Consider the following 26,871-nt stretch of genomic DNA (forward strand, 5'->3'; position numbering starts at 1 on the left):
TCAACACGTTGATTTCAGCCTTCCTTAACCATGGCGACCGCGCGCGCTGTCGGCTGCCGACGATGAGCGACAGCGAGACTGCCTTTTTCGCGAGGTGACTCTCTGTTAACCATGATGGTCGCGGCAGGGTGCGCGACCATCGGGAGCGACCTCATGACGTTCGCCGGCAGACTGGGCGTTATCACCGCCTACCTCGCCATGGCCTTCGTCGGCGCTATCGTCCTCGGCATGATCTAGAAGCGTTCACCGACCGCATCACAGCCTGCCATCAGGCCGCCGAGGCTCTAAAGCGTGTGTGAATGCCAGCCTGAGCCGAGTGCTATCCAACCGAGCTCTGCATCAGCGAGTGAAACATCAGGTATCGCGGCATGGCGCCGTGGACGAACAGCGATGCACCCGGGACCGCTGCGACGTTGGGGTCGGCAACGTCGAGGAAGCTCGACGACTTGCCGAGGTCCTGCCACCGCGGCAGCGGAATGTGTATCCCCTTGTTGAGGCGGAATTCCTGCACGACCTGGTTCAGCTTCACCGGCCGCTGGTCGTAGGTCAACACCTTCGGGGCGAAAGAGCGCAGTCCCTCACTCTTGTCCCTGCTCGTCGAGAAGCGGCCGTCATAGTCCCACACCTCTTTCAGAGCGGACTTGAGGCCCTTGGCTTGGTTCAGGAACGTGCTCATGTAGTGGACGCCGGCGCTGTAGCTCGCCGTGATCACCTCCTTGAGGTCCATATCCTCGCCTTTCCGTCCCGGAAAACGCTGGTCGCGGATATGCCTCAGGATCAACTCGATCAAATCCTTCCACTTGTCGGGAAACACGCCGCACGTTTCCGTCGACGCGAGGCTGAAGATCGGCATGATGAGCACGATCTTCTTGTTCGACGCGGCGAGCTGGGCGCCCTGCTGCTCGCAGTAGCGGTAGATGTTGTGCCAGCCGCCGGTCTGGGCCGCGTACTGTCCGTCGTCGTATCCGGCCCGTTGTGTGGGCAGCGGATGGAAGAAGATGAGCGCGCGGGTGAACTCGGTCGTGCCGTCCGGCACCACGGCGCATACGCGCGCCGGCAACCCTCTCGCGTATGCAAACACGAAATTCCTGAACCCGTTGTGCCCGGTCGTCGCCGACCGCAACACCCTGTCGGCCACAACCGTATCCGGAGCGGCGACCTGGAGCCTGTCGTTCGCCGGGAACGCCTTGGCGCTCGGGTGATCCTTGAGTTCTCGAATCATGGGGACGCTCTGCGTCTCGAGCGGCCTCTTTGGCTCCCGCTCGACTTCACGCGGCGAGCGGTACTCCAGCTCGGGAACGTCTTTCACCATGCGTGACCCCTTGTTCGTCGTGGACGGAGGAGCGCGTCAGTGACGGCTGGCTGCGCAGGAAGGCAGAGCGATCAATTCAGAAGCCGGAGCGATCAACTTAATCGAAGGGCTACAGGGTGTCCAGAAGTCGAGGCGGTTACAAATGGGCGAGAAGCGGACAGCGTCGACACATCTGACGCGAATGATGGATGTCAGTTACCCAATTGAGAAAGCCGCAACGATATTCATTCCCAAGAACGCGTGGCACGGATTCACTACTCCCGATAACGAGTTGTTATTGCTCTGGGTCACGGCGCTTGCCGGTCTGGATGGCTTTCTCCGCAAGACCGAGCAAGCAGCGAGACGCTGTTACGACCGGGGGCCGCCCGACACTTCGCGCTGCGCGGGCCGGCGGCCGTGACTTCAGTCACAGAGGGAGCGAGGCTTGCAGCCTAGGGTCGAACCACGCTCGCTGGCTTAGCGACATAGACCATACCCGCTCAAGGCTGCATCTTTGGAGGTCTCATGAAGAAGCTCTATTTCGCCGCCACCGCGCTGTTGCTCGCATCCACCGCCGTGGCGCATGCCGGCAACGTGATCACCTTCCAGATCGAAGGACAGAAGATCCAGATCCAGGCGCCGAAGAATTGCAGCTCGCTGAACTGCGTCACGATCGTCGCGCCAGGCCTGTCCAAGAAGCCGATCACGCTGAACAATCTCGATTTCAATGATTTCGGCTCCGCGGACGATGATGACGACACGACGTCCGGCGCGACGACGACGGCGCAGGGGGCGCCGGCGCCGACCGCTCAGCAGCCGGCACCGCCGACAGAGGTCCAGCCGACCACGCCCGCCGCGCCCACGGTCACAGCGCCGGCCGCGCCGGCGACCAATGTTGCCGAAGCGCCGTCGGTTGGTTTCAACGCCGCGGCGGCACCGGCGCCGGTCGCCGCTGCCCCCGCTCCGGTCACCCCGATCGGTCTGTGGGCGACCGAAGGCAACAAGGGCAATGTCCGCGTCGAGCAGTGCGGCGCCAATCTCTGCGGTTACGCCGAGAAGACCAATGCGCGCATCCTGATCAACATGAGGCCCGACGGTGCCAAGTGGAGCGGCCGTATCCACGATCCCGACTCCGGCCGCAACTACGACTCCACGATCGCCATGAAGGGTCCGAATGCGATGCGCGTGCAGGGCTGCGCCTTCGGCGGCATGTTCTGCGGCGGCCAGACCTGGAAGCGCGTGAGCTGATATTACCACCGTCATCCCGGGGCGATGCGAAGCATCGAACCCGGGATCTCGCGCCGCAGACACCCACTCCAATTTCGAGATTTCGGGTTCGCGACTTCGTCGCGCCCCGGAATGACGAGCAAGAAGGCGACGCCACATTCTGGGCCAACGTGGCTTTCAAACGCCCCTTGCCGTGCGAAACATGTTCATCCGCCATTCAGCCAAACGCGGCTCATATCCGCAGCTCTCGCCTCGCGTTCTCACCGGGACTTTTTCGTGGATTTGATGGTGGCTCGGCGCCGCTTCGCGTTCGCGCTTGTGCTGCTGGCCTTGTCGCTGGCTGGCAGCAGCGCGGCTTGTGCATTCGAGGCCATCGAGCTCGCCCAGGCGCAGCCGCAAGCACAGCCGATACCCGGCCCCTCCCCGACGCCGTCGGCCTTACCGACAGCGTCTGCAGACGCGCAGCCCGCCGCCGTCGAGCCGATCGGCAACGTCGCGACGGTGACGGGGATCGCGACCGTGATCCGCGACAAGAACTCCTATCCGCTGCGCGTGCGCGACGACATCTATCTCAACGACGTGGTGCAGACCTCGTCGAACTCCTCGCTCGGCATCACCTTCAACGACGCTACCACGTTCAATCTCTCGGCCAGCGCCAAAATCACGATCGACAATTACGTCTACGAGGACGGCGGCAGGCAGAATTCGGCGATCTTCGACGTCGGCAAGGGCACGGTTGCCTTCGTGGCGGCAGCGGTAGCGAAGACCGGCGACATGAAGATCACCACGCCGACGGCAACGCTCGGCATCCGCGGCACCACCGGCGTCGTCGAGGTGCCGGAAGGCGCGGCGGCGAGCAGGGCCAGCAACGTCAACATCAAGCTCTATCCCGACGCCGACGGCCGGGTCGGCCACATCGACGTCGACGATCGCAGCAGCGGCACGCGGCTCGGCGCGCTGACACAGGCGTCCAGCGGCTTTGCGATCCGGCCCGGTGCGGGCGGCGCCGGCGGCGTCATGCGCTTTGCCGCGATACCGATCACAATTCCCGCGCAGCAGATCGCGCGCGACCGCGGCTTCGTCAGCCAGGTGCATCTGGCGCAAACCACGGGCCGGCAGATCGTCACCGAGCAGCGCGACTTCCGCCGCGCCAATCCGGGCGCGCTCAGCCGAATTCCGCGACCGGTCCAGCCGCAGCAGCAACAATTGCGGCCGAATACGCCGCCGGGACAACAGCGACCGAACGGCCAGCCTGGTCAGAACATCCGTCCGGGTCAGCAGCAGCCGGGTACGCCTGACCGGCAAGGCGCGAAGCCGCCGCAGCGGCAGGGACAAGGCGGCGCCGTGCAACCGGGTGGCCGGCGCGCAGGTCAGGGGCAGCAGCAGGGCCAACAGCAAGGCGCAGGTCGCCCGACAGGCGCCCCGCGCCGCGAAGAAGCAACGCAGCCGGACACCGCGCGGCAAACCCGGCCGCAGCGCGGTGGACAGATGCAACCCCAGCCCGGCGGAATCGTGCCGCCGCAGCCGGGCCAGCCGGCCGCGGCTCAACAGCCAGGCATGCAGCGCCCCGGTGGATTCCAGCAGCGCCTCCCCGCCATGCAGCGCCTCACACCGCCACGAAGACCCGCGCTTTCTCCGAAGGAAAAGAAAGAGCGGCGGTGACAGCGCCGCCCCTCCGTCATTGCGAGCGCGGCAGAGCGGCGTGAACAGGTCTCACGCCTCGCCGCGCAGCCACGCCTTCACCTTCTGCAGCAAACCGTGGCGCAGCTCGTCGACGGACGCCGCCTCGGCCGGAGTCAGCGTCTGCAAGGCGGTATCGATGTCATCGGCCGCCTGCGCCGGCTCGGGCGGCGGCGACAATGGAAGCCCCGCCGCCGCAAGCGCGATCGGGCCGACCTGGTTGAGGAACGCGCGCTCATATTCGCGCGACAGGCGGGCAATCGCATCATCCATCGTCAGCCAGTCGACCGCCTTGATGTCGTTCATCAGCTTGCGGACCGGTCCGCCGTCAGCTTCCATCCGCCAGAAATGCACGACCTTGGAGCGCCCGCCGGACTGATAAACGAGGGTGCCCAGAAATTCGTGCACGGCAACGTCGTGGCCGGTCTCCTCCAGCACCTCGCGATGCGCGGCTTCCTTCGGCGTCTCGCCGTCGTCGAGCTTGCCCTTGGGGAGGACCCATTCGTTGCGCTTGCGCTGGCGCACGACCGCGATCAGCGGCGCCGAACCACGCCGCAGCACAATACCACCCGCGGCCAAGACCGGCGCCCGCGCCATCGCTCACACATCCAGAATCGTCGTCCCCGACAGACGATATAGCCAGCAGGGACGGCAGATTGAAGGCTACTTTCTCCTCAAGAGCGCTTGACCCGCACGAATGCGCGAGCCCTCGGCGATGCCGTCGCAGAAGTTGAAATCGCCGGGCGCCAGGATGATGATGGTCGAGCCGTGCTCGAACCAGCCGAGCTCCTCGCCCTTGGCAACGTTGACGTCGCAAGGGAAATTGACCGGCCCCTTCGTCTGCGCGTTCAGCACCATGTCGAGGAAGTGCAACCGGATGCTCGCGACCAGGATCGCCGCAACGGGCACCAGTGTCACCGCTTCGCCGGTGGAGAGGCGGGTGCGGATCACCGCGCGCTCGTTCTTGCAGAAGAGACGCTCGACGCGCTTGAGCGCGATCGGGTTGACGTTCCAGACGTCGCCATGGATCAGCGTGACGCGTTCGATATGGGCGTCATAGGGCGCGTGGAAGCGGTGATACATGCTCGACGTCAGCCGCAGCGTGACGAAGGAGCCGTTGCGGTGCTGGTCGACCAACGCGGAATCGCCGAGCAGGTCGAGCAACGAATAGGGCGCGCCCTTGACCTGGAACAGCTCGGTGTCGGCGATCTTGCCGTGGGCGCCGACGATTCCATCAGAGGGACTCGCCACCACCGCCGGATCCGGATCGAACGGCCGCAGGCCCGGCTTCAGCTCCCGGGTGAAGCAGTCGTGCAGGCTCTTGAAATGCGTCTTGCGCGCCTCCGACAGATCGAGGTCCGAGAACAGCTTCCACAGCGCGATCGAGAAGTCGCGGACGAGCGGATTCTCGACCTTGGAGAACCAGCCCATGAAGCGGGTCAGGGCCGCGCGGGGGATGCGGTTGGTCAGCAGGAAGTTGAGGTCTTCCTGCTGGGTGAAAGAGGCGATGAGGGCTTTGACTGTCATGAATCTGTCAGCTCGCAGGGTTAGCGCTTGTTGTCATGGAAACGACACTCCCGATTCTCTCGATGTCCGTGGCCGCCGCAGCGTCCGCTGCCGCCGCCTTCCCGAAGCTCAAGGCGCGCATCGAACTCTCCCGCGCCAAGCACCGGTCGCTCGCCGGGCACTCCAAGATGTCGCGCCGGGTAGCGCGGCTGCTGCCGTTCTACGAGTACGGAGAGAACGACTATTTCTCCTGCGACGGTGCGCCCGCGAACATCGCCGCGCAACGCAAGGATGGCTTCTTCCGCCTCGCCCGCCTCTACGCCGAGCGCTACCCGAAGGGCCGCGCGATGACGAAGGAGGCGGCGGAGAAGATCTCCGACCTGAACTTCACCGAGAGCTACCGCGTGCCGTTCCAGTTCTCGCGTCTCGTCCGCGAGCACCTGGGCACCTCGACCTTCGTGGAGTCCTCGCGCGGCGTCACGGTCACCGACGTCGACGGCAACACCTCTTACGATCTCACCGGCTCGTACGGCGTCAACATCTTCGGCAACGACTTCTACAAGGAATGCATCGAGGGCGCCGAGAAGCGGGCGCATGCGCTCGGACCGGTGCTCGGCCCCTACCACCCCGTCATCCTCGAGAACGTGACCCGGCTCTGCCGGATCTCGGGCCTCGACGAGGTTTCGTTCCACATGTCCGGTACCGAAGCCGTGATGCAGGCGGTGCGGCTGGCGCGCTACCACACCAAGCGCACCCATCTGGTCCGCTTCGCCGGCGCCTATCACGGCTGGTGGGGCGACGTGCAGCCCGGCGTCGGCAATCCCATCCCCGCGCACGAGACCTACACCCTCGCCGAGATGTCGGAGAAGACGCTGCACGTGCTGAAGACGCGCAAGGACATCGCCTGCGTGCTGGTCAATCCGCTCCAGGGTCTGCATCCGAACGGCAACGCGCCCGGCGATTCCTCGCTGGTCGATTCCTCGCGCGGCGGCAATTTCGATCGGACCGCTTACACGGAATGGCTGAAGAAGCTGCGCGAGGTCTGCACCGAACGCGGCATCGTCTTGATCTTCGACGAGGTCTTCGTCGGCTTCCGCCTCGCCGCCGGCGGCGCCCAGGAATATTTCGGCGTGCGCGCCGACATGGTCACCTACGGCAAGAGCCTCGCCGGCGGGCTGCCGGTCGGCGTGGTCTGCGGCAAAAAGGAATTGATGCGCCGCTTCCGCGACGATCGGCCCGCCGACATCTGCTTCGCCCGCGGCACCTTCAACTCCCACCCCTACGTCATGACGGCGATGGACGAATTCCTGAGCCGCCTCGCCAGCCCGAACTTCCGCGCGGTCTATGACGGCCTCGAGGAAACCTGGAACGGCCGCGTCCAAAAGCTCAACCCGGATGATGGAGAGCGCCGAGCTGCCGGTGCGGTTCGCAAACTTCTCCTCGATCTGGACGGTGAAATACACCACCCCATCCCGCTACAACTGGATGCTGCAATATTACCTGCGCGCCGAGGGCCTGGCGCTGAGCTGGGTCGGCACCGGCCGGCTGATCTTCAGCCTCAACTACACCGACGCCGACTTCACCGAAGTCGCCGAACGCTTCGTCCGCGCCGCGCAGAAGATGAAGGCGGACGGCTTCTGGTGGCACGACGGCGTGCTCACCAACAAGCAGATCAAGCGGCAGATCCTGAAAGAGATGCTGGCGAAGCGCTTCGGGCGCTGAGGCCACACCGCGCACGCTTGCTCCAACTCTCCCGCTTGCGGGAGAGGCCGACGCGCCCCGGGCGATGCGAAAGCATCGTCCCGCGCGCGGCGGGTGAGGGTTCTCGCCACACAGGGACATCCTCAGTAGTCCCCGACAATCCCGACGCGGAGACACCCCCACCCCAGCCCTCCCCCGCAAGCGGGAGAGGGAGCCCACTCCCGATGCCGCTGCATTGTTTGCACCATATGCGATTGTCCGACCGCACGCGGGGAGAGGCGAAGAAGCGCCCCCAAGACGTGGATGCCCGGCACGAGGCCGGGCATGACGTAAGCATCAGACATCGGAGTGTGTTGTGTGCGCAGCGCGCTCAGGCGTGCTGCTCTTCGAGCGTGGGCTCGCCGATCAGGCCCAGCGTATGCTCGGGGTTGAGGTGCAGGCCGGGGTCCATCAGCTCGCCACGCATGAGGGCGAGCGGAGCGCTGCGATAGAGCATCAGATCGTGGAAGGGGTCGGTCAGGATCTTGGTCATCCAGACAAGACCGGTCTCGACGTCGCGAATGAAGAACAGATGCACGGTTCGGAACAGCAGGCCGCCGCCGCCGATCACCAGCCAGATCTTGGCGACCTGACGCATGAAGTCGGTCGCGCTCGCCCAGGGCGTGAACAGGCCGAACAACGTCGGATCGACGAACAGGACCAGCGGCGACAGCGCCCAGATCGCCATCAGCACCACCTTGCGCTGAAGGTTGTAGCCGACCTTGATCTCTTCCTTGTATTCGTGCGTCGCCTGGTTGATGTGATCGTAATCGTGCGGCTCGAAGAAGAAGTGGCCGGCCTGACGCGAGGTCATCGAGATCAGCCAGCCGACCAGCGCCGAGACCACGGGGTCGATGAACAGCCAGACATAGGCGAAGAGGAAGCTCAGCGCGCTGACGAAGTGCAGGCTCTGATTGATGCGGCTGTGGTGATAGTAGCGATGGTCGTCCCAGCGCTGGATCCGCAGCTGCTCGAGATAATTCTTGATCATGCTCTCCCCCAAAATGCTTTCGGGTACGGGATTACAGGGATTCGATGTAGGCCGTGTGACATCATCATTTTGTCATGTGACGATGTGCAGCGGCGCGATGACGCACGTGACGCGTAAGCTCAAGCCGCCTTCCTCATGCGGCCTTGGCGACGTCGACCTTGCGGAAGCGCACCAGCGAGAAATGGCCGAGGGGCGGAATCAGGCGACGCTCGGCGAGCTCGATGCCGTGCGCACCGGCGAGCCACTTCACATAACGCGACCAGGCGAACTCGGCGGTACGGAAGCCGAGCGGACGCACCACCGGCTGGAGCTTCTGCTCGATGAAGCGGCGCATGCCGGCGTCGGCGCTGACGCGGGTCAGGATGATCAGCTCGCCGCCCGGTCGCAGCACGCGGGCGAATTCGTCGAGCGCCTTCTCCGGGTTCGGCACGGCGGTGACGACATATTGCGCCATCACGACGTCGAAGGAATTGTCCGGAAATTCGAGCTTCTCGGCGTCCATCACCGCGAGGCCCTCGACGTTCTTCAGCTTCTGCTCCTTCACCCGGCGGCGGGCCTTGTCCAGCATCGCTTCCGAAATGTCGGTGCCGAAGATGCGGAGGTTGGGGGCATAGAGCGGCAGCGAGATGCCGGTGCCGACGCCGACCTCGAGCACGCGGCCGCCGATCTTGTTGGTGGCCGCGATCGCAGCCTGCCGCCCCTTGGCGAACACGCCGCCGAACACGAGGTCGTAGACGGGCGCCCAGCGGTCATAGGCCTGCTCGACCGTGCCACGGGTGAGGTCGAGCTGCTGCGTGCCGTCAAGGTTCATGATCTTAGCCATCGATGAGGTTCTCGCTGTGGTTCGAAGTGACGATCAGCTGCGCACCGGTCGCCGCGCCATGCGAGGCGAGGCACGCAAGACGCGGCTGGGCTGAAGAGAGGTGAGATTGCCGACGAACTGGCGCGCGCTGTTCTCCCAGGAGCGCTCCAGCGCGAAGTTGCGGCAGGTCTCGCGCGACATGGTGAGCGCGCGCAGGCACGCGGTGCGCAGATCGTGGTCGATCGCGCCGATCGGGTGATCGGCGATGACGTCCTTCGGTCCCGTCACCGGAAACGCCGCAACCGGCGTGCCGCAGGCGAGCGCCTCGAGCTGCACCACGCCGAAAGTGTCGGTCAGGCTCGGAAACACGAAGACGTCGGCAGCGGCGAGATGCGCGGTCAGATCCGCACCCTTCTTCTCGCCGAGGAAGACCGCGTCCGGGTACTTCTTTTCGAGCGCCGCCTTCTGCGGGCCGTCGCCGACCACGACCTTGGTGCCGGGCAGGTCGAGCGAAAGGAACGCTTCGAGATTCTTCTCCACCGCCACGCGGCCCATGGTCATGAAGATCGGCCGCGGCAGGTCGAGCCTCGCCGGAGAATCGGGATGGAACAGTTCGGTGTCGACGCCGCGCGTCCAGAAGCCGAGCCGCTTGAAGCCGCGCTCGGACAGCTCCTGCCGCAGCGAGGGCGTCGCCACCATCGTCATGGCGGCGGCATCGTGGAAGTGGCGCAGCACGGCATAGCCGACGGCGGCCGGGATGCCGGTCCGCACCGCGACATATTCCGGAAAGCGCGTCGTGTAGGAGGTGGTGAAGGCGAGCCGGTTGCGGCGGCAATAGGCCCGCGCCGCCCAGCCGATCGGGCCCTCGGTCGCGATGTGCAGCGCGTCCGGCGCCGCCCGCTCGATCCGCCTTGCGATCTCCTTGGCGCTCGGCAGCGCGATGCGCAGGCCCGGATAGGTCGGCAGCGGCCAGGACGGAAAGCCGTCCGGGGTGAGGAAGTCGATCTCGACGTCGAGGGCCCTGGCCGCATTCGCCAGAGAGGTCAGCGTCCGCACCACGCCGTTGACCTGCGGATGCCAGGCGTCAGTCGCGATTAATACCCGCATGGGGAAATTCCGAGAGTTTGATGATTCTCAGGCAATGACCATCAACGAAGGATATTTCAGGCGTGTGACGTCACAGAAGTGTCGGCGTGCTGTTTTGTTCGTTAACGGGCGCGCGGAGCCACGAAACCGTCATGAAACATTCCTTTCCGCGACGAAACCGTTTTCGGTTTTCCTCGCAAATGTCCCGAAACGTTTCGCCGTTAGGACTTAAGGCAACGGAGCACCGAAACGGTGCCGCGGTGAGCAGAAACACCGAGCAAACAGGGGCGACCAATGATCAATCTGGACACGTTCAAGACGTTTTCGCGCGCCGTTGCGTTCGGTGCAGCCGCAATCTCCGCAATCGCATTCACAGGCGCAGCCAACGCCGCGCCCGCGCAGCTTTTCCCTCTCTTCCAGCCGCTGCCGTCAATGGCCGCGCCGCAGCCGATCCAGCCCTATCAACCCTATCAGGCAACGCCCTACCAGGCTGCGCCGTCGGAAGATCAGGACGCGGTCGAGATGCCGGCCCGTTTCCGCCGCCAGACCGTTTCCTATGCAACGCGCGAGGCGCCGGGCACGATCATCATCGATACGCCCAACACCTATCTCTATTACGTGCTCGGCAACGGCCAGGCGCTGCGCTACGGCATCGGCGTCGGCCGCGACGGCTTCACCTGGTCCGGCATTCAGTCGGTGAGCCGGAAGGCGGAATGGCCGGACTGGACCCCGCCGCCCCAGATGATCGCCCGCCAGCCCTATCTGCCGCGCCACATGGCCGGCGGCCCCGGCAACCCGTTAGGGGCCCGCGCCATGTATCTCGGCAGCACCATCTACCGCATCCACGGCACCAACGCGCCCGAGACCATCGGCAAGCACGTCTCCTCCGGCTGCATCCGCATGACCAACGAGGACGTCACCGACCTCTATTCCCGCGTCAATATCGGCACCAAGGTGATCGTGCTGCCGATGACCGAACGCAGGGCCGAGCTCGGCACTGCGACGCGCTGAGCGACCGGACATTGTGACGCAAGCGGCCCCGGAACCCGCCGGGGCCGTCTTCGTTTGCCCCCGACATCCCGACGCGCTTGCTGCGGCGCGATCCCCGATGGAGGCGCAAATGCAACCACGCCTGCAACGTTCGTCAAAAGCGTGGGCGCACGCGATCGGCGCCGGGGCACTGACGCTGCTCTTGTCCGCGCCCTTCTCGCTCGCGCAGCAACCCGCCAGTGACGACACAGGCCAGCAGGCCTTCAACAACTCCTGCCGCACCTGCCACTCCATGAAGGAGGGTGACAATCGGCTCGGTCCCAACCTCAACAAGATCGTCGGACGCAAGGCCGGCTCGCTGCCGGACTACAACTACTCCTCGTCGATGAAGGAAGCGGGCTTCGCCTGGGACCAGGACAAGCTCACCCGCTTCATGGTCAAGCCGGACGAAGTCGTCTCCGGCCACAAGATGCAGCCCTATGGCGGCGTCTCGGCCGAGGAAGCGGGCAAGGTGTTTGCGTATCTGCAATCGACCGGCAGCCAATAGGAGCCGCCGCAGCGCCAGTCTAGGTGCCCGTCGGCTCATACCGTCGCTCGATGTGGAACGATTTCGCCGTGATCAACCAAGTATCATTGATGCGGTGGTACGCCAGATAGTCGACGTACTGGAGCACATCGATCCGGACCCGGACCTTCACGAGCGCTTGCGCCGGCGACACCACGTCGATCAGCAATACTTCCTGAAGCCGCGGTGCATCCTTGGATTCTGGCGAAGGGGTCGACACCAGCAGGGTTCTGTAGTCGCGAACCGGCAGTATCCGCAATTCCGCGTCGCGAATTCCATGGAGCTGCGCAGTCGGCGCAAAAACGCGGTCGAACTGCGAAACGTCATTGTCGTACATCAGCGTGAAGTAACGGTCGACAGCCTCCAGCAGGGGCGCGAGAGTCGGGCCTTCGGTCATGGTTCACTCCATTCGTGGCAGGATCGGAGCACTCCATCCCATGGAAAGCCGAGGCATGTCCTTGCGAACTGGGCTAATCTCGACGGCTCGGGCGCAACATCGTGCCCTTCTTGATCAAATGGGATGCGGTTCATGCCAAAATGCGAGCTGGATGCGATCGACCGGCGCATCGTCACCGAACTCCAGACCAATGCACGACTGAGCAATATCGAGCTGGCGGACCGGGTCGGCTTGTCGCCATCGCCCTGCCTGCGGCGCGTGCGGCGACTGGAGCAGGAGGGATATATCGACGGCTATCGCGCCTCCTTGCGGCGTGGCCGTCTCGGGCTCGGCTTCTCGGCCTTTCTCGGCGTCAAGATCAGCGGCCACGCCAACGACCAGGCGTTGAGCTTCGAGAGGACCGTCGTCGCCATGCCCGAGGTCGTTGCCTGCCACCTCGTCGCCGGTGAGGCCGATTACCTGCTCGAAATCGTCGTGCCCGAGCTCGAGGACTATCAGCGCTTCCTGGTTGACAAGCTGCTGAACCTGCCGATTGTGCGAGAGGTCCGCAGCAGCATCGCGATCCAGACCCTCAAGGCCGACGCGCCCCTGCCGATGGCGCATCTGTCCTGGCCATGATCAAACTGCTGACGCCTGCCGACGCCACGCTCTACCGCGAGATCAGGCTGGAGGCGCTCGCCGCGCATCCCGAGGCCTACTCCAGCACATTCGCGCGCGAGCAGGGAAAACCCCTCGCCTGGTTCGAGGAGCGCCTCATGACATCGGATGTCTTCGGCGCCTTCGACGCCCAGGTGCTCGTGGGCGTTGCCGGCTTTCGCCGCGTCGACGGCGCGAAGACTGAGCACAAGGCGGTGCTCTGGGGCATGTATGTGCGGACGCAGGCGCGCAAATCCGGTACGGGCCGGAGGCTCGCCGACGCGGTCGCGGCACACGCTGCGACCCGCGTCGAACAGCTGCAACTCGCAGTCGTCAGCGAGAACGAGGCCGCCTTGCGTCTCTATACGGCCGCCGGCTTCGTCGTATACGGTCGGGAGGTGAACGCGCTGAAGCAGGACGGCCGATACTACGATGAGATCCTGATGGCCTTGCACTTCGGCGGACAAGGCTCGTGACGATGCGGCCCCGGCTAAACCGGGGCTTGTTTGTGCCGGAGTCATCCGCACCTACTGACGCGCGGCGTGCCTTCGCTCCGCAATCAACCGCAGCCACGCCGATGCGTGAAACGCGCTCATCAACAGATACATCGGCACCATCCCGCCCAGCGCGGAACCGTGTCCGGCGGAGCAGAGCACGTCCCCCGGACCGCCGGCGAGCACGGCGGTCAGCAGCGCCATGATCGCGAAGGTCGGCGTGGCGGCCAGACCGAGCCATCTGGCGAGGTGACCCGCGGTCGCGGCGCCGTCGTGGCCGGCGCCGGGGACCGCGCTGACCGGACCGGTCATTTCCGTTCCCCCGCGGCCTCCTCGCGAAACGCCTTTTCGCCGGCGTCCGAGATCTCGACCCATTTCTTGTCGGGTGCGGCGCCTTCGGTGTAGCTGTCGTGCCAGTTCCACCATTTGTAGGTCGGCGTCTGCGGATAGCCCTCCGGCGAGTCCTCCCACACCTCCTGGCGGCCGAGCGGCGTGATGTCGAGATAGTTCCAGGTGCCGCCCATCTGCTCGTCGCCCCGGCTCTTGACGAAATAGGTGCGGAAGATGCGCATCCCGTCGCGGTAGAACACGTTCGTTCCGTGCCATTCGCCGACGCCGAAATCGGCATCGAAGCCGTCGGTGATGGTGACCCACGGCATGGTCCAGCCCATCCGCTTCTTCAGCCTGACGATGTCGGCCTGCGGCGCGCGCGAGGCGAAGACGAGCGTGGTGTCGCGGGCGTTGAGATGCGAGACATGAGCGACCTGGTCCGCCACCATGGAGCAGCCGCGGCAGGCATGATCGGGCCAGCCGAACACGCCGGGCTCGAAGAACGCGCGGTAGACGATCAGCTGCCGCCGGCCCTGGAACAGGTCGTGCAGGCTGAGCTTGCCGCCGGGCCCCTCGAACGCATAGGTTTTGTCCACCGCCATCCACGGCATGCGACGCCGCTCGGCGGCCAGGGCATCGCGGGCACGGGTATGCGCCTTTTCCTTCACGAGCAGTTGCTGACGGGCTGCCTCCCAATCCTGCGGCGACACCACCGGCGGTGTCTGCATGGCGGTCTTTCCGTTGGTCGCTGCGTTGTCTGCTGAACTCATCATGGTCCTCCAATTCCCTTGCCTGGGCGAAGCTCCGCCGCACCTGGACGGTCGCGGAACCGATCGTCCCTCGCCGCACATTGTCGGCCGTCAACGATCTCTGGCACCGGACAGCTGCGCGGTGGGAGTAACAAGTGTGGCGGGATTGACATGGAATCGCTGATCACCGCCGCAGCGCGTGCGCTCGAAGCCGGCGATCCGCTCGGCGCGCTGAACCGCGTTGCGTTGCGCAACGATGCGCCGTCGCTCGCGCTGCGCGGCATCGCGATGGCGCAGCTCGGCGATCTCGCCAAGGCCAAGACGCTGCTGCGAAGCGCCGCGCGCGGCTTCGGTCCGCGCGAGGCGGTGGCACGCGCAAGATGCGTGGTGGCCGAAGCCGAGATCGCGCTGGTCTCGCGCGATCTGAGCTGGCCGGTAAAGACCCTCGCGGCGGCGCGCGTGACGCTCGAAAACCATGGCGATCTCGCCAATGCCGCCCATGCAGGCCATATCGAGGCGCGCCGTTTCCTTCTGTTGGGGCGCCTCGATGAGGCCGAGCGCACGCTGGCCGAGGTCCGTCCTGCGCCGCTCCCGCCCGCCTCCCAGGTCGTCCGCGAGCTCGTGGTCGCCGGCATCGCGATCAGGCGGCTCAGAACGAAAGAGGCGCGCACGGCGCTCAGCCGCGCGGCTCACGCAGCGCGGCTGGCCGAGATCCCGGCGCTCCTGGCCGAGGTCGACAGCGTGAGCCTCATGCTCGACACGCCGGCGGCGCGCCTGATCGCGCGCGGCAGCGAACACCCGTTGTTGCTCGGGGAGGTCGAAAGACTGGCGACCTCGACGGCGCTCGTCGTGGACACCTTCCACCATGTCGTGCGCAGGCAAGGCGTCGTCGTGCCGCTGGGAACGCGGCCCGTGCTGTTCGCGCTCGCTCGCCTGCTGGCGCAGGCATGGCCCGCGGATGTCTCGCGAGAGGCGTTGATATCGGGCGCCTTTCACGCAAAACACGCCGACGAGTCGCACCGCGCGCGATTGCGCGTCGAGATCGGACGGCTCCGTACCAAGCTCAAGCCACTGGCCGACATCAGCGCGACGAAGCCAGGCTTCGTGCTGGCGCCGCGGAAGACGCGCGACGTCCTCGTGCTCGCGCGGCCCCTCGAGGAGAAGCACGCGGCCATCCTCGCCTTTCTCGCCGACGGCGAGCCATGGTCGAGCTCGGCGCTCGCAGTTGCGCTTGGGATCAGTCCGCGCACCGTGCAGCGGGCACTCGACGAGCTGGCGCGGTCGCACAAGGTGCAGTGCTTCGGACACGGACGGGCGCGCCGCTGGATGACGCCGCCCGTTCCGGGTTTCCCGACAGGCTTGTTACTCCCCACCCCGCTCCTGAAGACGTAGGATGCGCCTCACACAGGGATCGAGCACATGAAACGTTCAGCCGCAGAGGTCATCACCGAGTATGGGCCGTTTCCGGGCGTCGAGGCCGTGCATGGCGTCACCTATGACGGCAAGCATGTCTGGTTCGCCTCAGGCGACAAGTTGAACGCCGTCGATCCGGCCAGCGGCAAGATCGCACGCTCGATCGACGTCGCCGCGCATGCGGGGACGGCGTTCGACGGCCGCCACCTGTTCCAGATCGCCGAGGATCGCATCCAGAAGATCGACGCGGCCTCGGGACAGGTGCTCGGCACGATTCCGGCGCCCGGCGGCGGCGGCGATTCCGGTCTGGCCTGGGCCGAGGGCTCGCTCTGGGTCGGGCAATATCGCGAGCGCAAGATCCATCAGATCGATCCCGAAACGGGAAAGGTCCTCCGCACCATCGAGAGCAAGCGTTTCGTGACCGGGGTGACCTGGGTCGACGGCGAGCTCTGGCACGGCACCTGGGAGGGCGACGAGAGCGATGTGCGACGGATCGACCCTGATACAGGCAAGGTGCTGGAGCAGCTCGACCTGCCCGCCGGGACGGTGGTGTCGGGGTTGGAATCCGACGGCGCCGACCGCTTCTTCTGCGGTGGTGGCGAGCGCGGTAATGTGAGAGCGGTCCGCCGTCCCAAGCGCTCGCCCCGCTAATGCATGATCCGGAAAAGTGCGCAGCGGTTTTCCGGAAAGATCATGCTCAAACAATAGCCTCAAGCGCGATGACGATTCGTCCTGATCTCATCGCGCTTTAGGCGCGCAACGCCTCGCGCAACAACCCGGCGAAATCGCGGGCGATATGCGACGGCTCCTCGTGCGTCGGAAACAGGATGGCAATCTGGTAGGAAATCGCCGGCTGCAGCGGACGCAGGACGAGGCCGGCGGTGAAATGCCGGCTAACGACGGGATCGACGATACCGACTCCGCGGCCTGCCGCAACCAGCTCGCAGGCCGTGGAGAAGAACTCCGTCTCCGCAACCACATTCCAGCGTGCGCCGAAGCTGGAGAAGGCGGACGCAAGCTGCTGATACACCGGATCGCCGCGAAACAGCGTCACGAATGGCACCCCGTCGAGATCGCGCGGCGTCAGCTGTTTTCGCCTGGCGAGCGGATGTCCCTTCGGCAGCATGCACATGCATTCGTATGAGAAGACCTCCATATGCGAGGTCGGGTAATCGAGCGGCAGCTCCGCAACCGCGAGATCGAACTGCTGCGCTGACATCAGCTCGCGAACAGTCGCCGAGTTGCGGGTGATGATCTTGGTCCGGAGCTGCGGCCGCTTCGCCGAGAATTTGGAAACCAGGCGCGGCAGCAGGCTGATCGACAGACTCGGATAGGCGGCGATGGCAAGGTGCCCGCGGCTGCCAGTCCGGATCTCGCCGGCAATGCGCGCCGCGTTCTCCACCGCGTCGAGGGCGCGCGCCGCCTCGACATAGAACAGCTTGGCCTCCGGCGTAGGCTGGAGCCGCCCGCCGCGGCGCACGAACAGCGTAAGCCCGGTCGCACGTTCGAGATTACCGATCATGGCGCTGATTCCCGGCTGCGACATGCCAAGCAATTCGGCCGCCCGGGTCATGGTGCCGTGAAGCATCAGGGCGCGAAAACATTCCAGCTGGCGTAGCCGCATCACAGGCTCCGAAATGTGGTATAAGGAAATCATATAAGAGATGTAAGTAATATTATTGGAATCGCATCTCGTTCAATGCTCCCTTCTCGCCAGCGAGCCCCTTGAGGAGACTGGTATGAACGAGATTGCAGGGATCGGCCGCAAGCGCCCTCGACGGATTCCGGCGCGACAGGGCATCGCGGCAGAAATGGTGACCGGCCAGACGGCGACCATCCTGAACACACATGGCAAGCAGGTCGTCGATACCTGGGCGTTCAACGCGGCCGACATGAACGAGGTCATGTCGATGGAGCACAGCCGCACCGCAATGCTGAAAATCTCGCCGCGGATCGGCGACACGTTGGTGACCAATCGCCGCCGCGCGATCCTGACGCTGGTCGCAGACACCACGCCCGGCATCCACGACACGCTGATCGCTGCCTGCGACACCTACCGCTACCGCGACCTCGGCGCAGGCGCCGACCACGCCAACTGCACGAACAATCTGCACGCCGCGCTGGCCGCGATCGGGCGCAAGGCACCCGAAGTCCCCTCGCCGCTCAATCTCTTCATGAACGTCCCGGTCGGAGCGGACGGCACTCTGCAGTTCCATCCGCCGACCAGCGGGGCAGGTCAGTATGTGAGCTTCCGTGCCGAAATGGATCTAGTCATCGTCTTTTCCGCCTGCCCCCAGGACGTGACGTCGGTCAATGGCATGGAGCCGACCGATGCGCATTTCCTGATCGATTGATCGGACCAGGCCGCCCGGAGAAACCCCATGCGCAAACTGCCACCCCTCAATGCGATCCGGGCGTTCGAAGCCGCCGCACGTCATCAGAGCTTTACGGCCGCCGCGGCCGAGCTGTGCGTGTCGGTCACGGCGGTGAGCCATCAGGTCCGACAATTGGAAGCGCTGCTGCAGCGGAAATTGTTCGACCGCCGCGGGCGAACCGTTGCGTTGACATCCGAAGGTCGGGCGATCTTTCCGCTGCTGCGGGACGGCTTCGATCAGCTCGCGAATGCCTTTGCCGGCGTCCAGCCCCGCGCCGGATCGCAGGAGATCACCCTATCCACGACGCGCGCCTTCGCGGAACGATGGCTCGTGCCGAGGCTGGAGCAATTCAGCGCGAGATTTCCAGCCATCATCGTGCATATCGACGCCACGGAAGACATCGTGACGCAGGGAACGCGCGGCGTTGATCTCGCCATCCGCTACGGGCGATCGGACGGTGCGGAGCCGGCTGCCGTTTTGTTCGAGGATAGCTATATCGCGGTGGCCGCCAGCGGAATCTGTCCGCGCAACGTCGCCTCCCCCCGCATTGACGACCTCGCGACGCGATCGCTGCTGGCATTTCGCTGGAAGAACCCGACGCTGGAGTTTCCTGCCTGGTCGGGCTGGCTCGCCATCGCGCCTCGCGGCCGGCGCGCCAATTTCGCCATGTCGTGGTTCAGCGAAGAGACGCTTGCATTGCATGCGGCCGAGCGCGGGCTCGGACCACTGCTCTGCAGCGACGCGCTGGTGGACGATCAGCTCCGTCAGGGGACCATGCGCCAGATCGAAGGACCTGCCCTGCCGGGCTTTGCCTTCAGGCTGGTGGAAGGCCCCTCGGTCGGCCGGCAGAAAGCGGTGGCCACCTTCACCGATTGGCTCCGCGCAGAAGCGGAAAGCTTCCGCGCGCGATCCCTGACGCTCAGGGAAGCACAGGCCGCGTGAAGTAGGGCAGGCTCTCGATACGAACCTGGTAGGTCCCTGCGTTCACCAGAGCATCGACATGGGCTGCGATCTGTTCGAGCGTGGCAAACCAGACCTTCCGTTTGGCGAGGACATCCTCGAGCCAGCGCTCGACCACCCGCCAGCGGGCGAGCCGGCCGGTGAGGAAGGGGTGCCAGATCCCCATCCAGAATCCCCCTGCCTCGTACTGTGCCTCGAATTCCTCGAACGAGGCCGCCAAGCCCGCGCTCGGCGATTGGACTGGCATCATGTAGCCGATCTCTGCATAATGAGCGAAAGGCGGCCAGTCGTCCGCGCCCCAATGCGGCGGCATCTCGTAGAGCTTCCCTTTGGGCGTTTGCATCAAATATGGGATGTCGTCGGCCATCAGCGACGAATCATAGCTGAAGCCGTGCTCGATCAGGAGGTCCAGCGTCACTTGCGTCGCATTATAGAGCGGCGCGCGGTAGCCGCGCGGCTTGCGCCCCGTCATGGCGACGTGGGTGCGAAGCGCGCGTTCGAAGCGTTCGCGCTGCAGATCCGCCCCGATCGCGGCCGGATCTTCGTGAATGTAACCATGATGGCCGATCTCGTGCCCGTCTCTCAGGATCGCCTCGACGGCGGCGGGATAATTTTCCATCGTCCATGCCGGCATGAAGAACGATTGCTTTAGGCCAAGCCGCCGATACGTCTCGAGAATGCGCGGCACGGCGACCGTTGGCCCGTATCGCCCCATCGTGATCGGATAGAGTCGTTCATAGCTGTCCTGGGGCCGCGCGACATGGATGAGACTATCCGCGTCGACGTCCAGGGTGATTGCGCAGGCGCACCGGGCGCCGTTCGGCCAGGGAATAGGATTGGCTATCATGCTCGTTCTGCCGCTCTCGCCTCACTCGGCCGCAAGCCTATCATCCCGAGCGACGCCGAGACACTGGTCGACCAGCACGGGGATGGCGGCGAGCGCATCGGCGAGCGACTGCCGGTGGCGCTCGTCATCGAACTCTTGATAGTCGACGGCTATGACATGACTCTCCTTCACGCCGAGATAGTGGGCGCAGGTGAAGATGTGCGTTTCCAGGTGATTCATCCGCTCGCGCACGCCGCCGGGCCCGAAGCCAAATTCACCACGTGAGCTCAGCACCACCAGAGTCTTGCCGCTCATGACGGGCTCGAGTGGAAAATCGCCGCGCGAGAGATCGAAGCTGAATGTCCGGCCGATCCGGATCACCTTGTCGAACCATGATTTCAAACCTGCAGGCATGCCGTAATTATACATCGGCGTACCGATCACGATGACGTCGGCACGATCGAGCTCGTCGATCAGTTCGTCCGACAGGCGCAGCTCCTCGTTCTGATCCGGCCGACGCGCTTCGGGCGGCGTAAAGGCGGCGGCGACCCAGGCTTCCGTCACCAGGGGCGGCGGATTGCGGCCAACGTCCCGCGCCAGGACCAGCACTTCGGGCTCGCGCTCAAGCCAATGTTCGACAAAGGCTTTGGACAGCCGGCGGCTGATCGAGCGCTCGCCGCGCACGCTGGCATCGATGTGCAGGATTGTCGTCATCACGGACCTCCGATTGTGCTGCATCAGGCGCCAGCATTGCCGAACGCACGCGAGAAGACGATTGACGATATCAGTAGCGGGCTTGAGAAAAACTCAAGGTCTGAGGGGTGGCGTCGACGCGCGCAGGCCGAGCTCCATGGCGCGCACTGCCGATTGCATGACGCTGTACTTGGGCTCATCCAGGTTTGAGTATTTCTCATTAACGCGCCGGATCGCTCGTTGCTCAGATGCCCTCCTCGCCAAGCAAGCACGACAATGGAGGAAACATGTCGACGGAGCCTCAATCCGCCCTGCCCGAACACCAGATCGGCTTCGATGCTCACGGCATCGAACCGGTACCTGCTGCGCACCGCACATCAACCGCGGTCGACCAGTTCTGGATCTGGACCGGCGCCAACATCGCACCCATCAACTGGGTGCTTGGCGCGCTCGGTATCCAACTCGGCCTCAGCCTGCTTCAAACGCTTGCCGTGGTCGTGGTCGGAAACCTGCTCGGCGCCACCCTGTTCGGAATCTTCTGCCTGATGGGGCATCGTACCGGCGTGCCGCAGATGGTGCTCGGCAGACTGGCCTTCGGTCGCCGCGGCGCCGGTCTCCCGGCGCTCGCGCAAGTCCTCATGCCGATGGGATGGGTCGCGACCAACACATGGATCGTCCTCGACCTCGCAGTCGCCGCCCTCGAACGGATGGGCGTAGACGGCTCGACCGAGCTGAAATATCTGATCGCCGCCGCAGTCATGGTGCTGCAGGTCGGCATCGCCGCCTGGGGCTTCAATGCGATCAGGCAGTTCGAGCGCTACACCATGCCTGTGATCCTGGCGATCATGGTCTTGATGACCGTGCTTGCGTTCTGGCGCGTGGACATCGTCTGGCACGGCACGGGAACCGCGGATGCGAAAACTTTCGCCGCGATGACGCAGCTCATGACCGCCATCGGCATCGGTTGGGGCATTTCGTGGCTGGTCTATGCATCGGACTACACGCGCTTCGCCGCGCCGCAACTCAGTGCACGCAACCTATTTGGTGCGACATTTCTCGGCATGTTCGTTCCCACGGTGTGGCTCGCTTTTCTTGGGGCAGCGATTGCGTCCGGCGGAGCAGGTTCCGATCCTGCCCAGCTTGTCGTGGCCACGTTCGGTGTCATGGCGCTGCCCGTGCTGCTTCTGCTGTTGCACGGGCCGATTGCAACCAACATCGTCGTGATCTACTCGGCGGCGCTGTCGAGCCTCGCGCTCGATATTCGCTGGCCTCGCTGGACGATCTCCGTGATCTCGGGCGTGATCGCCTCGCTGGTCCTCTACCTGTTCCTGCAGTCGGGCGACTTCGCGCACACGTTCGACAGTTTCATGGTGGCGCTGGTGGTCTGGATCAGCCCCTGGGCGGGAGTCACTCTCGTCGACTTCTTCATGATCCGCGGCGGACGCGTCGATCTCGGCGAACTCTACGCCCCACCCGAAACGAGCCGATACGGCAACGTCAACTGGGCCGGCATGCTCTCGTTCGCAATCGGAGTCGTCGCCGCCTGGCTCTTCCAGATGGGGACGATCGAAGTGATGAAGGGCCCGTTGGCGCTATGGGCCGGCGGCGTCGACCTGTCCTGGCTGACCGGGATGGTGGCGGCCGGCGCGAGCTACGCAGTGCTCTATCCGCGGTGTGGGCCGGCTATCGAGAACCTCGGCGCACGGTCGAAGCTTGGCTCTCTCTCGGGCGAAGCCAAATCGACTTCGGTATGACGATCGGAAGAGGGGCGACGGCGCGTTCACAACCGTTAACCTGTTCGCCCCAATTCCACCCCACCAGTGCGCTCTAGCGCCCTCCTCGCCAGCCCTGTAGAATCCCCGCCGGGGCTGCTTGGGGGATTGATGCGACCGACGTTGAATCTGAAGACCATCCTGATCGGCCTGGCAGTGCTCGCGGCGTCGTTCTTCATCAGCCTGAAGGCGATGGACTTCCTGTCGCCGCACGCGACGAACTCGGCGCCGCCGGTCGCGCAACTGCCGCCGCTGCCGCCCGCTTCGAAGAGCTCCATCGTCATCGCGCCGGTCGCCATCGCGATATCTGCGATCCGCGAGCAGGCCGAGAAGGCCGCGCCGCGCAATTTCGCCGGCAAGGCCGAGAACCCGATCTCGCAGATCCTGGAGAACGCCGACATCGGCTGGTCCGCAGCCCGGGGCCCGATGGCGGCGAGCGGCGACAAGGACGTGCTGACGATCTCGACGCCGCTCACCGGCAAGCTGAACGTGACGGGCTCGCTGTCGTCGAAAGCCACCGGCGCGCTCGGCGATGCGCTCGGCAGCGTGCTCGGCGGCGACGCGGCGAAACGGATCGGCGCCGTCAACATCAAGAACCTGAATGCGAGCGCGGAGATCAAGGGCAACGTGGTCGTCACCTCGCGCCCAAAGCTCGCCGCCGCCTGGCATCTGGAGCCCAATCTCGGCGCCCAGGTCAATCTCGGCGACACCAACCTCAACGTCGCCGGCGCCAGGGTCAACGTGCCGGCGCAGGTGAAGCCGCTGATCGACAAGAACGTCGGCGAGCAGATCAACGCGGTTTCCGAACGCATCCGCAACGATCCTTCGCTGCGCGAGAATGCGAAGGTGCAATGGGCCAAGGCCTGCCGCTCGATTCCGCTGCAAGGCACGGGCTCCTCCGCCGCACTGCCGCCGCTCTGGCTCGAGATGAAGCCGATCCGCGCCATCGCGGCGCAGCCGCGCGTCGACGCACAGGCCGTGACCCTGCTGCTCGGCCTCGAGGCCGAGACACGCGTCACCGCGACGCAGACCAAGCCCGACTGTCCCTTCCCCGACAAGATCTCGATCGTGCCGCCGACCGGCACCGGCGTGAACATCGGCGTGCCGATCGACGTGCCCTTCACCGAGATCAACAAGCTGATCGCAGCGCAGATGGTCGGCCGCACCTATCCCGAGGACGGCTCCGGCCCGGTCGACGTCACCGTCAAGAGCGCCAACGTGACCCCTTCGGGCGACCGGCTGCTGATCTCGCTTCTGGTGCGCGCCAAGGAGAAGAAGAGCTGGTTCGGGCTCGGCGCCGAGGCGACGGTGCACATCTGGGGCCGGCCGATGCTCGACCAGGCGCGGCAGACGCTACGGCTCGCCGACATCGAGCTCGCGGTGGAATCCGAGGCCGCCTTCGGCCTTTTGGGCGCCGCCGCGCGCGCGGTGGTGCCGCAGCTGCAGCAGGCGCTGTTGCAGAGGGCAACGCTCGATCTGAAGCCGATCGCAGCGAACGCCCGCGAGAAGATCGCGGCCGCAATCGCGGACTACCAGAAGAGCGAGGACGGCCTCAAGGTCGAGGCCAAGATCGACAGCTTGACCCTCGCCGACATTGCCTTCGATTCCAAGACCCTCCGCGTGGTCGCGGAAGCCGGCGGCTCTCTGAACGTGTTCGTGACGAAGCTGTCGGGAATGTAGCGCGCCTTCCGGACCCGCACGCGCCTTCGTCGCGTCCGCCGCTGGCATTCTCGCCCGAGGATGCTAAGCTGTTCCTCGCAACCTCGGACGAGGACGAGGCAGCACTGTAGCTGATAACGAGAGGACGACATGGAAGCCGGCATGGTCACAACTGCGCCGGCACTGGTACGCTTTTCCGGCATTCAGAAGACCTATGATGGCGAGCATCTCGTGGTGAAGAACCTCGATCTCGACATCAGGAAGGGCGAGTTCATCACTTTGCTCGGCCCGTCGGGCTCGGGCAAGACGACGACGCTGATGATGCTGGCCGGCTTCGAGGTGCCGACCCATGGCGAGATCTATCTCGCGGACCGGCCGATCAAGAACGTGCCGCCGCACAAGCGCGACATCGGCATGGTGTTCCAGAACTACGCCCTGTTTCCGCACCTGACGATCGCGGAGAACATCGCCTTCCCGCTGTCCGTTCGCAAGACGAACAAGGCGGAAGCGCAGGAGCGCGTGAGGGCAGCGTTGCGCATGATCAAGATGGAAAGCCTGGCGCACCGGCGGCCGGGTCAGCTCTCCGGCGGCCAGCAGCAGCGCGTTGCGCTGGCCCGCGCGCTGGTCTTCAATCCACAACTCGTGCTGATGGACGAGCCCCTTGGCGCCCTCGACAAGCGCCTGCGGGAGCAGATGCAGCTGGAGATCAAGCAACTGCACGAGACCACAGGCATCACGATCGTCTACGTCACCCACGATCAGAGTGAAGCGCTCATCATGTCGGACCGCATCGCCGTATTCAACGACGGCATCGTGCAGCAGATCGACAGGCCCGATGCGCTGTACGAGCATCCGGTGAACAGTTTCGTCGCTCACTTCATCGGCGAGAACAACGTGCTCCCCGGCACCGTCGAAGCGGTCGCCAAGGGCTATTGCCGCGTCGCGCTGACTGCTGGCGGCACCGTGACCGCACGGGCGATCAATGTATCAGGCGCGGGCGCATCGACCTCCCTGTCGGTGCGGCCGGAGCGCGTCGCCATCGTCCTGGATGACACCTCCGGCGAAGGACCGAACCGGCTGCCGGCAAGGGTGCAGAACACCATCTATCTCGGCGACCACGCGCTGGCCGTGCTCGACGTCGCCGGCAACGGCGAGTTCATGGTCAAGCTTCAGCCCGGAGCACATGACAGCCTGAGGCATGGCAGCCTAAGACCTGGCGAAGGCGTCTTCATCACGTTCCGCCCCGAGGACTGCCTGGCCCTCGATCCCGCCTGATCCAACGCAAACGGATCCGCATCGATCAACCTCAATGCAACTCACATGAAGAAGGAACCAAGACCATGCTGAAGCGCAAGATTGGCAAGACGGCTCTGGGCCTGGCCGCGGCACTGAGCGCCAGCGCTGTACTGGCGACGGGTTGCGCAAGCACGCGACCTCACCGTCGTGTCGTGGGGCGGCGCGTATCAGGATGCGCAGAAGAAGGTCTATTTCGAGCCGTTCAAGAAGGCGTCCGGAATTCCCATGAACGACGAGTCCTGGGACGGCGGCGTCGGCGTATTGCGCGCCAAGGTGCAGGGCGGTGCCGCGACCTGGGACGTCGTCCAGGTCGAGAGCGACGAACTGGCGGTCGGTTGCGAGGAAGGCCTGTTTGAGAAGCTGGATTATTCCAAGATCGGCGGTGCGGCCGCCTATATCCCGCCATCGGTCAACCCCTGCGGCGTCGGCGCCATCCTCTACGATTTCGTTCTCGGCTACGACAAGGACAAGCTGAAGCAGGCCCCCGGCGGCTGGGCCGACTTCTTCGATACCAAGAAGATTCCGGGCAAGCGCGCCCTGCGTCAGGGCCCGAAGACCACGCTCGAAATCGCCCTCATGGCCGACGGCGTCGCGCCGAAGGACGTCTACAAGGTGCTGGCGACCGACGAAGGCGTCGATCGCGCGTTCAAGAAGCTGGACACCATCAAGGGCGACATCGTGTGGTGGAAGGCCGGCGCCCAGCCGCCGCAATTGCTCGCCTCCGGAGAGGTGGCGATGACCTCGGTCTACAATGGCCGCATCGACACCGCGAACAAGAACGATAAGAAGAATTTCGGCATGGTGTGGGACGGAGCGCTGTTCACCCTCGACAGCTGGGTCATCCTGAAGGGGAGCCCGAACAAGGACGCGGCCTACAAGTTCCTGGACTTCGTCGGCAAGGCGGAGAACCAGTCAAAACTGTCGGAGAACATTGCCTATGGCACGTCGAACAAGGATGCAGCCGGTCGGCTCCCACCCGCCGTCCTGAAGGATCTGCCGACCGCGCCTGACAACATCAAGAACGCGGTCGAGATCAACGTCGGCTTCTGGCTCGAGAACATCGACCGCCTGACCGAGCGTTTCAACAAATGGGCGGCGAAGTAGCGCGACCTAACTGGCGTGAGGGCACGCAGAGGGAAAAGCGTGGTGGATAGCTCGCCCGCGGCGCATCCTTCGAGACGCCCGCCTACGGCGGGCCCTCAGGATGAGGTCTGAGTCTGTGGCAGCGACTCTACAGGCACCGATGTCGAGGAGCCTCATCCTGAGGAGACCGCCACCGGGTCCGCGCGAAGCGCGGCCCGATGACAGGCTCCGCGGTCGTCTCGAAGGACGAGGCGCGTGCTCAGTCCGCTGCAAAGGGCGATATGCGATTGGCCTGCCTGAAAGGCCGAGG

26 protein-coding genes and 2 pseudogenes are annotated in these 26,871 nt (G+C 64.9%); 16 read left to right on the forward strand and 12 right to left on the reverse strand.

What is annotated here, in order from left to right:
* Positions 1–111 precede the first annotated feature (111 nt).
* Complete coding sequence (locus ABIA42_RS23705) at positions 112–237, forward strand: hypothetical protein (RefSeq protein WP_283805393.1); 126 nt, start codon at positions 112–114, stop codon at positions 235–237.
* Positions 238–319: 82 nt separating this feature from the next.
* Here ABIA42_RS23705 and ABIA42_RS23710 read toward each other — a convergent pair whose 3' ends face one another.
* Entirely contained in the window at positions 320–1,312 is a 993-nt protein-coding gene (locus tag ABIA42_RS23710; protein WP_370120642.1) for a hypothetical protein, read from the reverse strand.
* Positions 1,313–1,816: 504 nt separating this feature from the next.
* On the opposite strand from ABIA42_RS23710, the gene ABIA42_RS23715 reads away from it, so the two are divergent.
* Together ABIA42_RS23715 and ABIA42_RS23720 are read left to right on the forward strand one after the other, a co-directional pair.
* A complete protein-coding gene (locus ABIA42_RS23715) occupies positions 1,817–2,539 on the forward strand; it encodes a DUF2147 domain-containing protein (protein ID WP_370120639.1) in 723 nt (240 codons plus the stop codon).
* Between the two features lie 264 nt (positions 2,540–2,803).
* Positions 2,804–4,180 (forward strand): FecR domain-containing protein, encoded by a 1,377-nt coding sequence (locus ABIA42_RS23720; protein WP_271531176.1) that lies wholly within the window; start codon positions 2,804–2,806, stop codon positions 4,178–4,180.
* 51 nt (positions 4,181–4,231) lie between these two features.
* Here the strand turns inward: ABIA42_RS23720 and ABIA42_RS23725 are convergent, their stop codons facing one another.
* Positions 4,232–4,795 carry an NUDIX hydrolase gene (locus ABIA42_RS23725; protein ID WP_370120636.1) on the reverse strand — a complete coding sequence of 188 codons (564 nt, stop codon included), beginning with the start codon at positions 4,793–4,795 and terminating at the stop codon, positions 4,232–4,234.
* Positions 4,796–4,861: 66 nt separating this feature from the next.
* Entirely contained in the window at positions 4,862–5,725 is an 864-nt protein-coding gene (gene asd, locus ABIA42_RS23730) for an archaetidylserine decarboxylase (RefSeq protein WP_370120633.1), read from the reverse strand.
* Positions 5,726–5,760: 35 nt separating this feature from the next.
* Between asd and ABIA42_RS23735 the strand changes: the two are divergent.
* Positions 5,761–7,426 (forward strand): annotated as a pseudogene (locus tag ABIA42_RS23735) (aminotransferase class III-fold pyridoxal phosphate-dependent enzyme).
* A 349-nt stretch (positions 7,427–7,775) separates the two neighbouring features.
* On the opposite strand, the gene ABIA42_RS23740 reads toward ABIA42_RS23735, so the two are convergent.
* The 3 genes from ABIA42_RS23740 to ABIA42_RS23750 all read right to left on the reverse strand — a co-directional run bounded on the left by ABIA42_RS23740 (position 7,776) and on the right by ABIA42_RS23750 (position 10,344).
* The gene (locus tag ABIA42_RS23740) at positions 7,776–8,435 is read right to left on the reverse strand and encodes a hypothetical protein (RefSeq protein ID WP_028178084.1); all 660 of its coding nucleotides are present in this window, start codon (positions 8,433–8,435) and stop codon (positions 7,776–7,778) included.
* Between the two features lie 133 nt (positions 8,436–8,568).
* Positions 8,569–9,258 carry a methyltransferase domain-containing protein gene (locus ABIA42_RS23745; RefSeq protein WP_370120626.1) on the reverse strand — a complete coding sequence of 230 codons (690 nt, stop codon included), beginning with the start codon at positions 9,256–9,258 and terminating at the stop codon, positions 8,569–8,571.
* A 33-nt stretch (positions 9,259–9,291) separates the two neighbouring features.
* Complete coding sequence (locus tag ABIA42_RS23750; protein WP_370120623.1) at positions 9,292–10,344, reverse strand: glycosyltransferase family 4 protein; 1,053 nt, start codon at positions 10,342–10,344, stop codon at positions 9,292–9,294.
* Between the two features lie 273 nt (positions 10,345–10,617).
* Here ABIA42_RS23750 and ABIA42_RS23755 point away from each other — a divergent pair, with 273 nt between their 5' ends.
* A complete protein-coding gene (locus tag ABIA42_RS23755) occupies positions 10,618–11,334 on the forward strand; it encodes a L,D-transpeptidase (protein ID WP_370120620.1) in 717 nt (238 codons plus the stop codon).
* A gap of 97 nt (positions 11,335–11,431) precedes the next feature.
* Positions 11,432–11,860 carry a cytochrome c family protein gene (locus tag ABIA42_RS23760; protein ID WP_370120617.1) on the forward strand — a complete coding sequence of 143 codons (429 nt, stop codon included), beginning with the start codon at positions 11,432–11,434 and terminating at the stop codon, positions 11,858–11,860.
* Positions 11,861–11,879: 19 nt separating this feature from the next.
* Here ABIA42_RS23760 and ABIA42_RS23765 read toward each other — a convergent pair whose 3' ends face one another.
* Positions 11,880–12,275: a nuclear transport factor 2 family protein gene (locus ABIA42_RS23765; RefSeq protein WP_028178079.1), complete on the reverse strand. Its 396-nt coding sequence runs from the start codon at positions 12,273–12,275 to the stop codon at positions 11,880–11,882.
* Positions 12,276–12,407: 132 nt separating this feature from the next.
* Between ABIA42_RS23765 and ABIA42_RS23770 the strand changes: the two genes are divergently transcribed.
* Both ABIA42_RS23770 and ABIA42_RS23775 read left to right on the forward strand, forming a co-directional pair.
* The gene (locus tag ABIA42_RS23770) at positions 12,408–12,893 is read left to right on the forward strand and encodes an Lrp/AsnC family transcriptional regulator (protein WP_370120614.1); all 486 of its coding nucleotides are present in this window, start codon (positions 12,408–12,410) and stop codon (positions 12,891–12,893) included.
* Positions 12,890–13,387 carry an N-acetyltransferase family protein gene (locus ABIA42_RS23775; protein WP_370120611.1) on the forward strand — a complete coding sequence of 166 codons (498 nt, stop codon included), beginning with the start codon at positions 12,890–12,892 and terminating at the stop codon, positions 13,385–13,387. Before ABIA42_RS23770 ends, ABIA42_RS23775 begins: the two co-directional genes overlap by 4 nt.
* Positions 13,388–13,438: 51 nt before the next feature.
* On the opposite strand, the gene ABIA42_RS23780 is transcribed toward ABIA42_RS23775, so the two are convergent.
* Both ABIA42_RS23780 and ABIA42_RS23785 read right to left on the reverse strand, forming a co-directional pair.
* Complete coding sequence (locus ABIA42_RS23780) at positions 13,439–13,717, reverse strand: hypothetical protein (RefSeq protein WP_370120608.1); 279 nt, start codon at positions 13,715–13,717, stop codon at positions 13,439–13,441.
* Positions 13,714–14,508, reverse strand: a complete 795-nt coding sequence (locus ABIA42_RS23785) for a DUF899 domain-containing protein (protein WP_370120606.1) — start codon at positions 14,506–14,508, stop codon at positions 13,714–13,716. The genes ABIA42_RS23780 and ABIA42_RS23785 overlap by 4 nt, the downstream gene beginning before the upstream one ends.
* A gap of 147 nt (positions 14,509–14,655) precedes the next feature.
* Here ABIA42_RS23785 and ABIA42_RS23790 point away from each other — a divergent pair, with 147 nt between their 5' ends.
* Both ABIA42_RS23790 and ABIA42_RS23795 read left to right on the forward strand, forming a co-directional pair.
* Positions 14,656–15,876, forward strand: a complete 1,221-nt coding sequence (locus ABIA42_RS23790; protein WP_370120603.1) for an HTH domain-containing protein — start codon at positions 14,656–14,658, stop codon at positions 15,874–15,876.
* Positions 15,877–15,903: 27 nt separating this feature from the next.
* Entirely contained in the window at positions 15,904–16,548 is a 645-nt protein-coding gene (locus ABIA42_RS23795; protein WP_370120599.1) for a PQQ-binding-like beta-propeller repeat protein, read from the forward strand.
* 97 nt (positions 16,549–16,645) lie between these two features.
* On the opposite strand, the gene ABIA42_RS23800 is transcribed toward ABIA42_RS23795, so the two are convergent.
* Entirely contained in the window at positions 16,646–17,521 is an 876-nt protein-coding gene (locus ABIA42_RS23800; protein WP_370120596.1) for a LysR family transcriptional regulator, read from the reverse strand.
* Positions 17,522–17,636: 115 nt separating this feature from the next.
* Between ABIA42_RS23800 and ABIA42_RS23805 the strand changes: the two genes are divergently transcribed.
* Both ABIA42_RS23805 and ABIA42_RS23810 read left to right on the forward strand, forming a co-directional pair.
* Positions 17,637–18,251 carry a DUF1989 domain-containing protein gene (locus ABIA42_RS23805; protein ID WP_370120593.1) on the forward strand — a complete coding sequence of 205 codons (615 nt, stop codon included), beginning with the start codon at positions 17,637–17,639 and terminating at the stop codon, positions 18,249–18,251.
* A gap of 27 nt (positions 18,252–18,278) precedes the next feature.
* A complete protein-coding gene (locus tag ABIA42_RS23810; protein WP_370120590.1) occupies positions 18,279–19,214 on the forward strand; it encodes a LysR family transcriptional regulator in 936 nt (311 codons plus the stop codon).
* Here the strand turns inward: ABIA42_RS23810 and ABIA42_RS23815 are convergent.
* Both ABIA42_RS23815 and ABIA42_RS23820 read right to left on the reverse strand, forming a co-directional pair.
* Positions 19,192–20,079, reverse strand: coding sequence for a polysaccharide deacetylase (locus tag ABIA42_RS23815; protein ID WP_370120587.1), 888 nt, complete (start codon positions 20,077–20,079; stop codon positions 19,192–19,194). The two genes, ABIA42_RS23810 and ABIA42_RS23815, sit on opposite strands and share 23 nt — an antisense overlap.
* 21 nt (positions 20,080–20,100) lie before the next feature.
* Positions 20,101–20,772: an FMN-dependent NADH-azoreductase gene (locus ABIA42_RS23820; RefSeq protein WP_370120584.1), complete on the reverse strand. Its 672-nt coding sequence runs from the start codon at positions 20,770–20,772 to the stop codon at positions 20,101–20,103.
* 266 nt (positions 20,773–21,038) lie between these two features.
* On the opposite strand from ABIA42_RS23820, the gene ABIA42_RS23825 reads away from it, so the two are divergent.
* The 4 genes and pseudogenes from ABIA42_RS23825 (at position 21,039) to ABIA42_RS23840 (ending at position 26,582) form a co-directional block, all read left to right on the forward strand.
* Positions 21,039–22,505 (forward strand): cytosine permease, encoded by a 1,467-nt coding sequence (locus ABIA42_RS23825; protein WP_370120581.1) that lies wholly within the window; start codon positions 21,039–21,041, stop codon positions 22,503–22,505.
* A 129-nt stretch (positions 22,506–22,634) separates the two neighbouring features.
* Positions 22,635–24,203 carry a DUF4403 family protein gene (locus ABIA42_RS23830; protein ID WP_370120578.1) on the forward strand — a complete coding sequence of 523 codons (1,569 nt, stop codon included), beginning with the start codon at positions 22,635–22,637 and terminating at the stop codon, positions 24,201–24,203.
* A 129-nt stretch (positions 24,204–24,332) separates the two neighbouring features.
* Positions 24,333–25,457, forward strand: a complete 1,125-nt coding sequence (locus ABIA42_RS23835; RefSeq protein ID WP_370120575.1) for an ABC transporter ATP-binding protein — start codon at positions 24,333–24,335, stop codon at positions 25,455–25,457.
* Positions 25,458–25,522: 65 nt separating this feature from the next.
* A pseudogene (locus tag ABIA42_RS23840) lies at positions 25,523–26,582 on the forward strand (ABC transporter substrate-binding protein).
* Positions 26,583–26,871: the final 289 nt, after the last annotated feature.

It is taken from the genome of Bradyrhizobium sp. USDA 327 (assembly GCF_041262065.1).
Classification (GTDB): Bacteria; Pseudomonadota; Alphaproteobacteria; order Rhizobiales; family Xanthobacteraceae; genus Bradyrhizobium; species Bradyrhizobium liaoningense.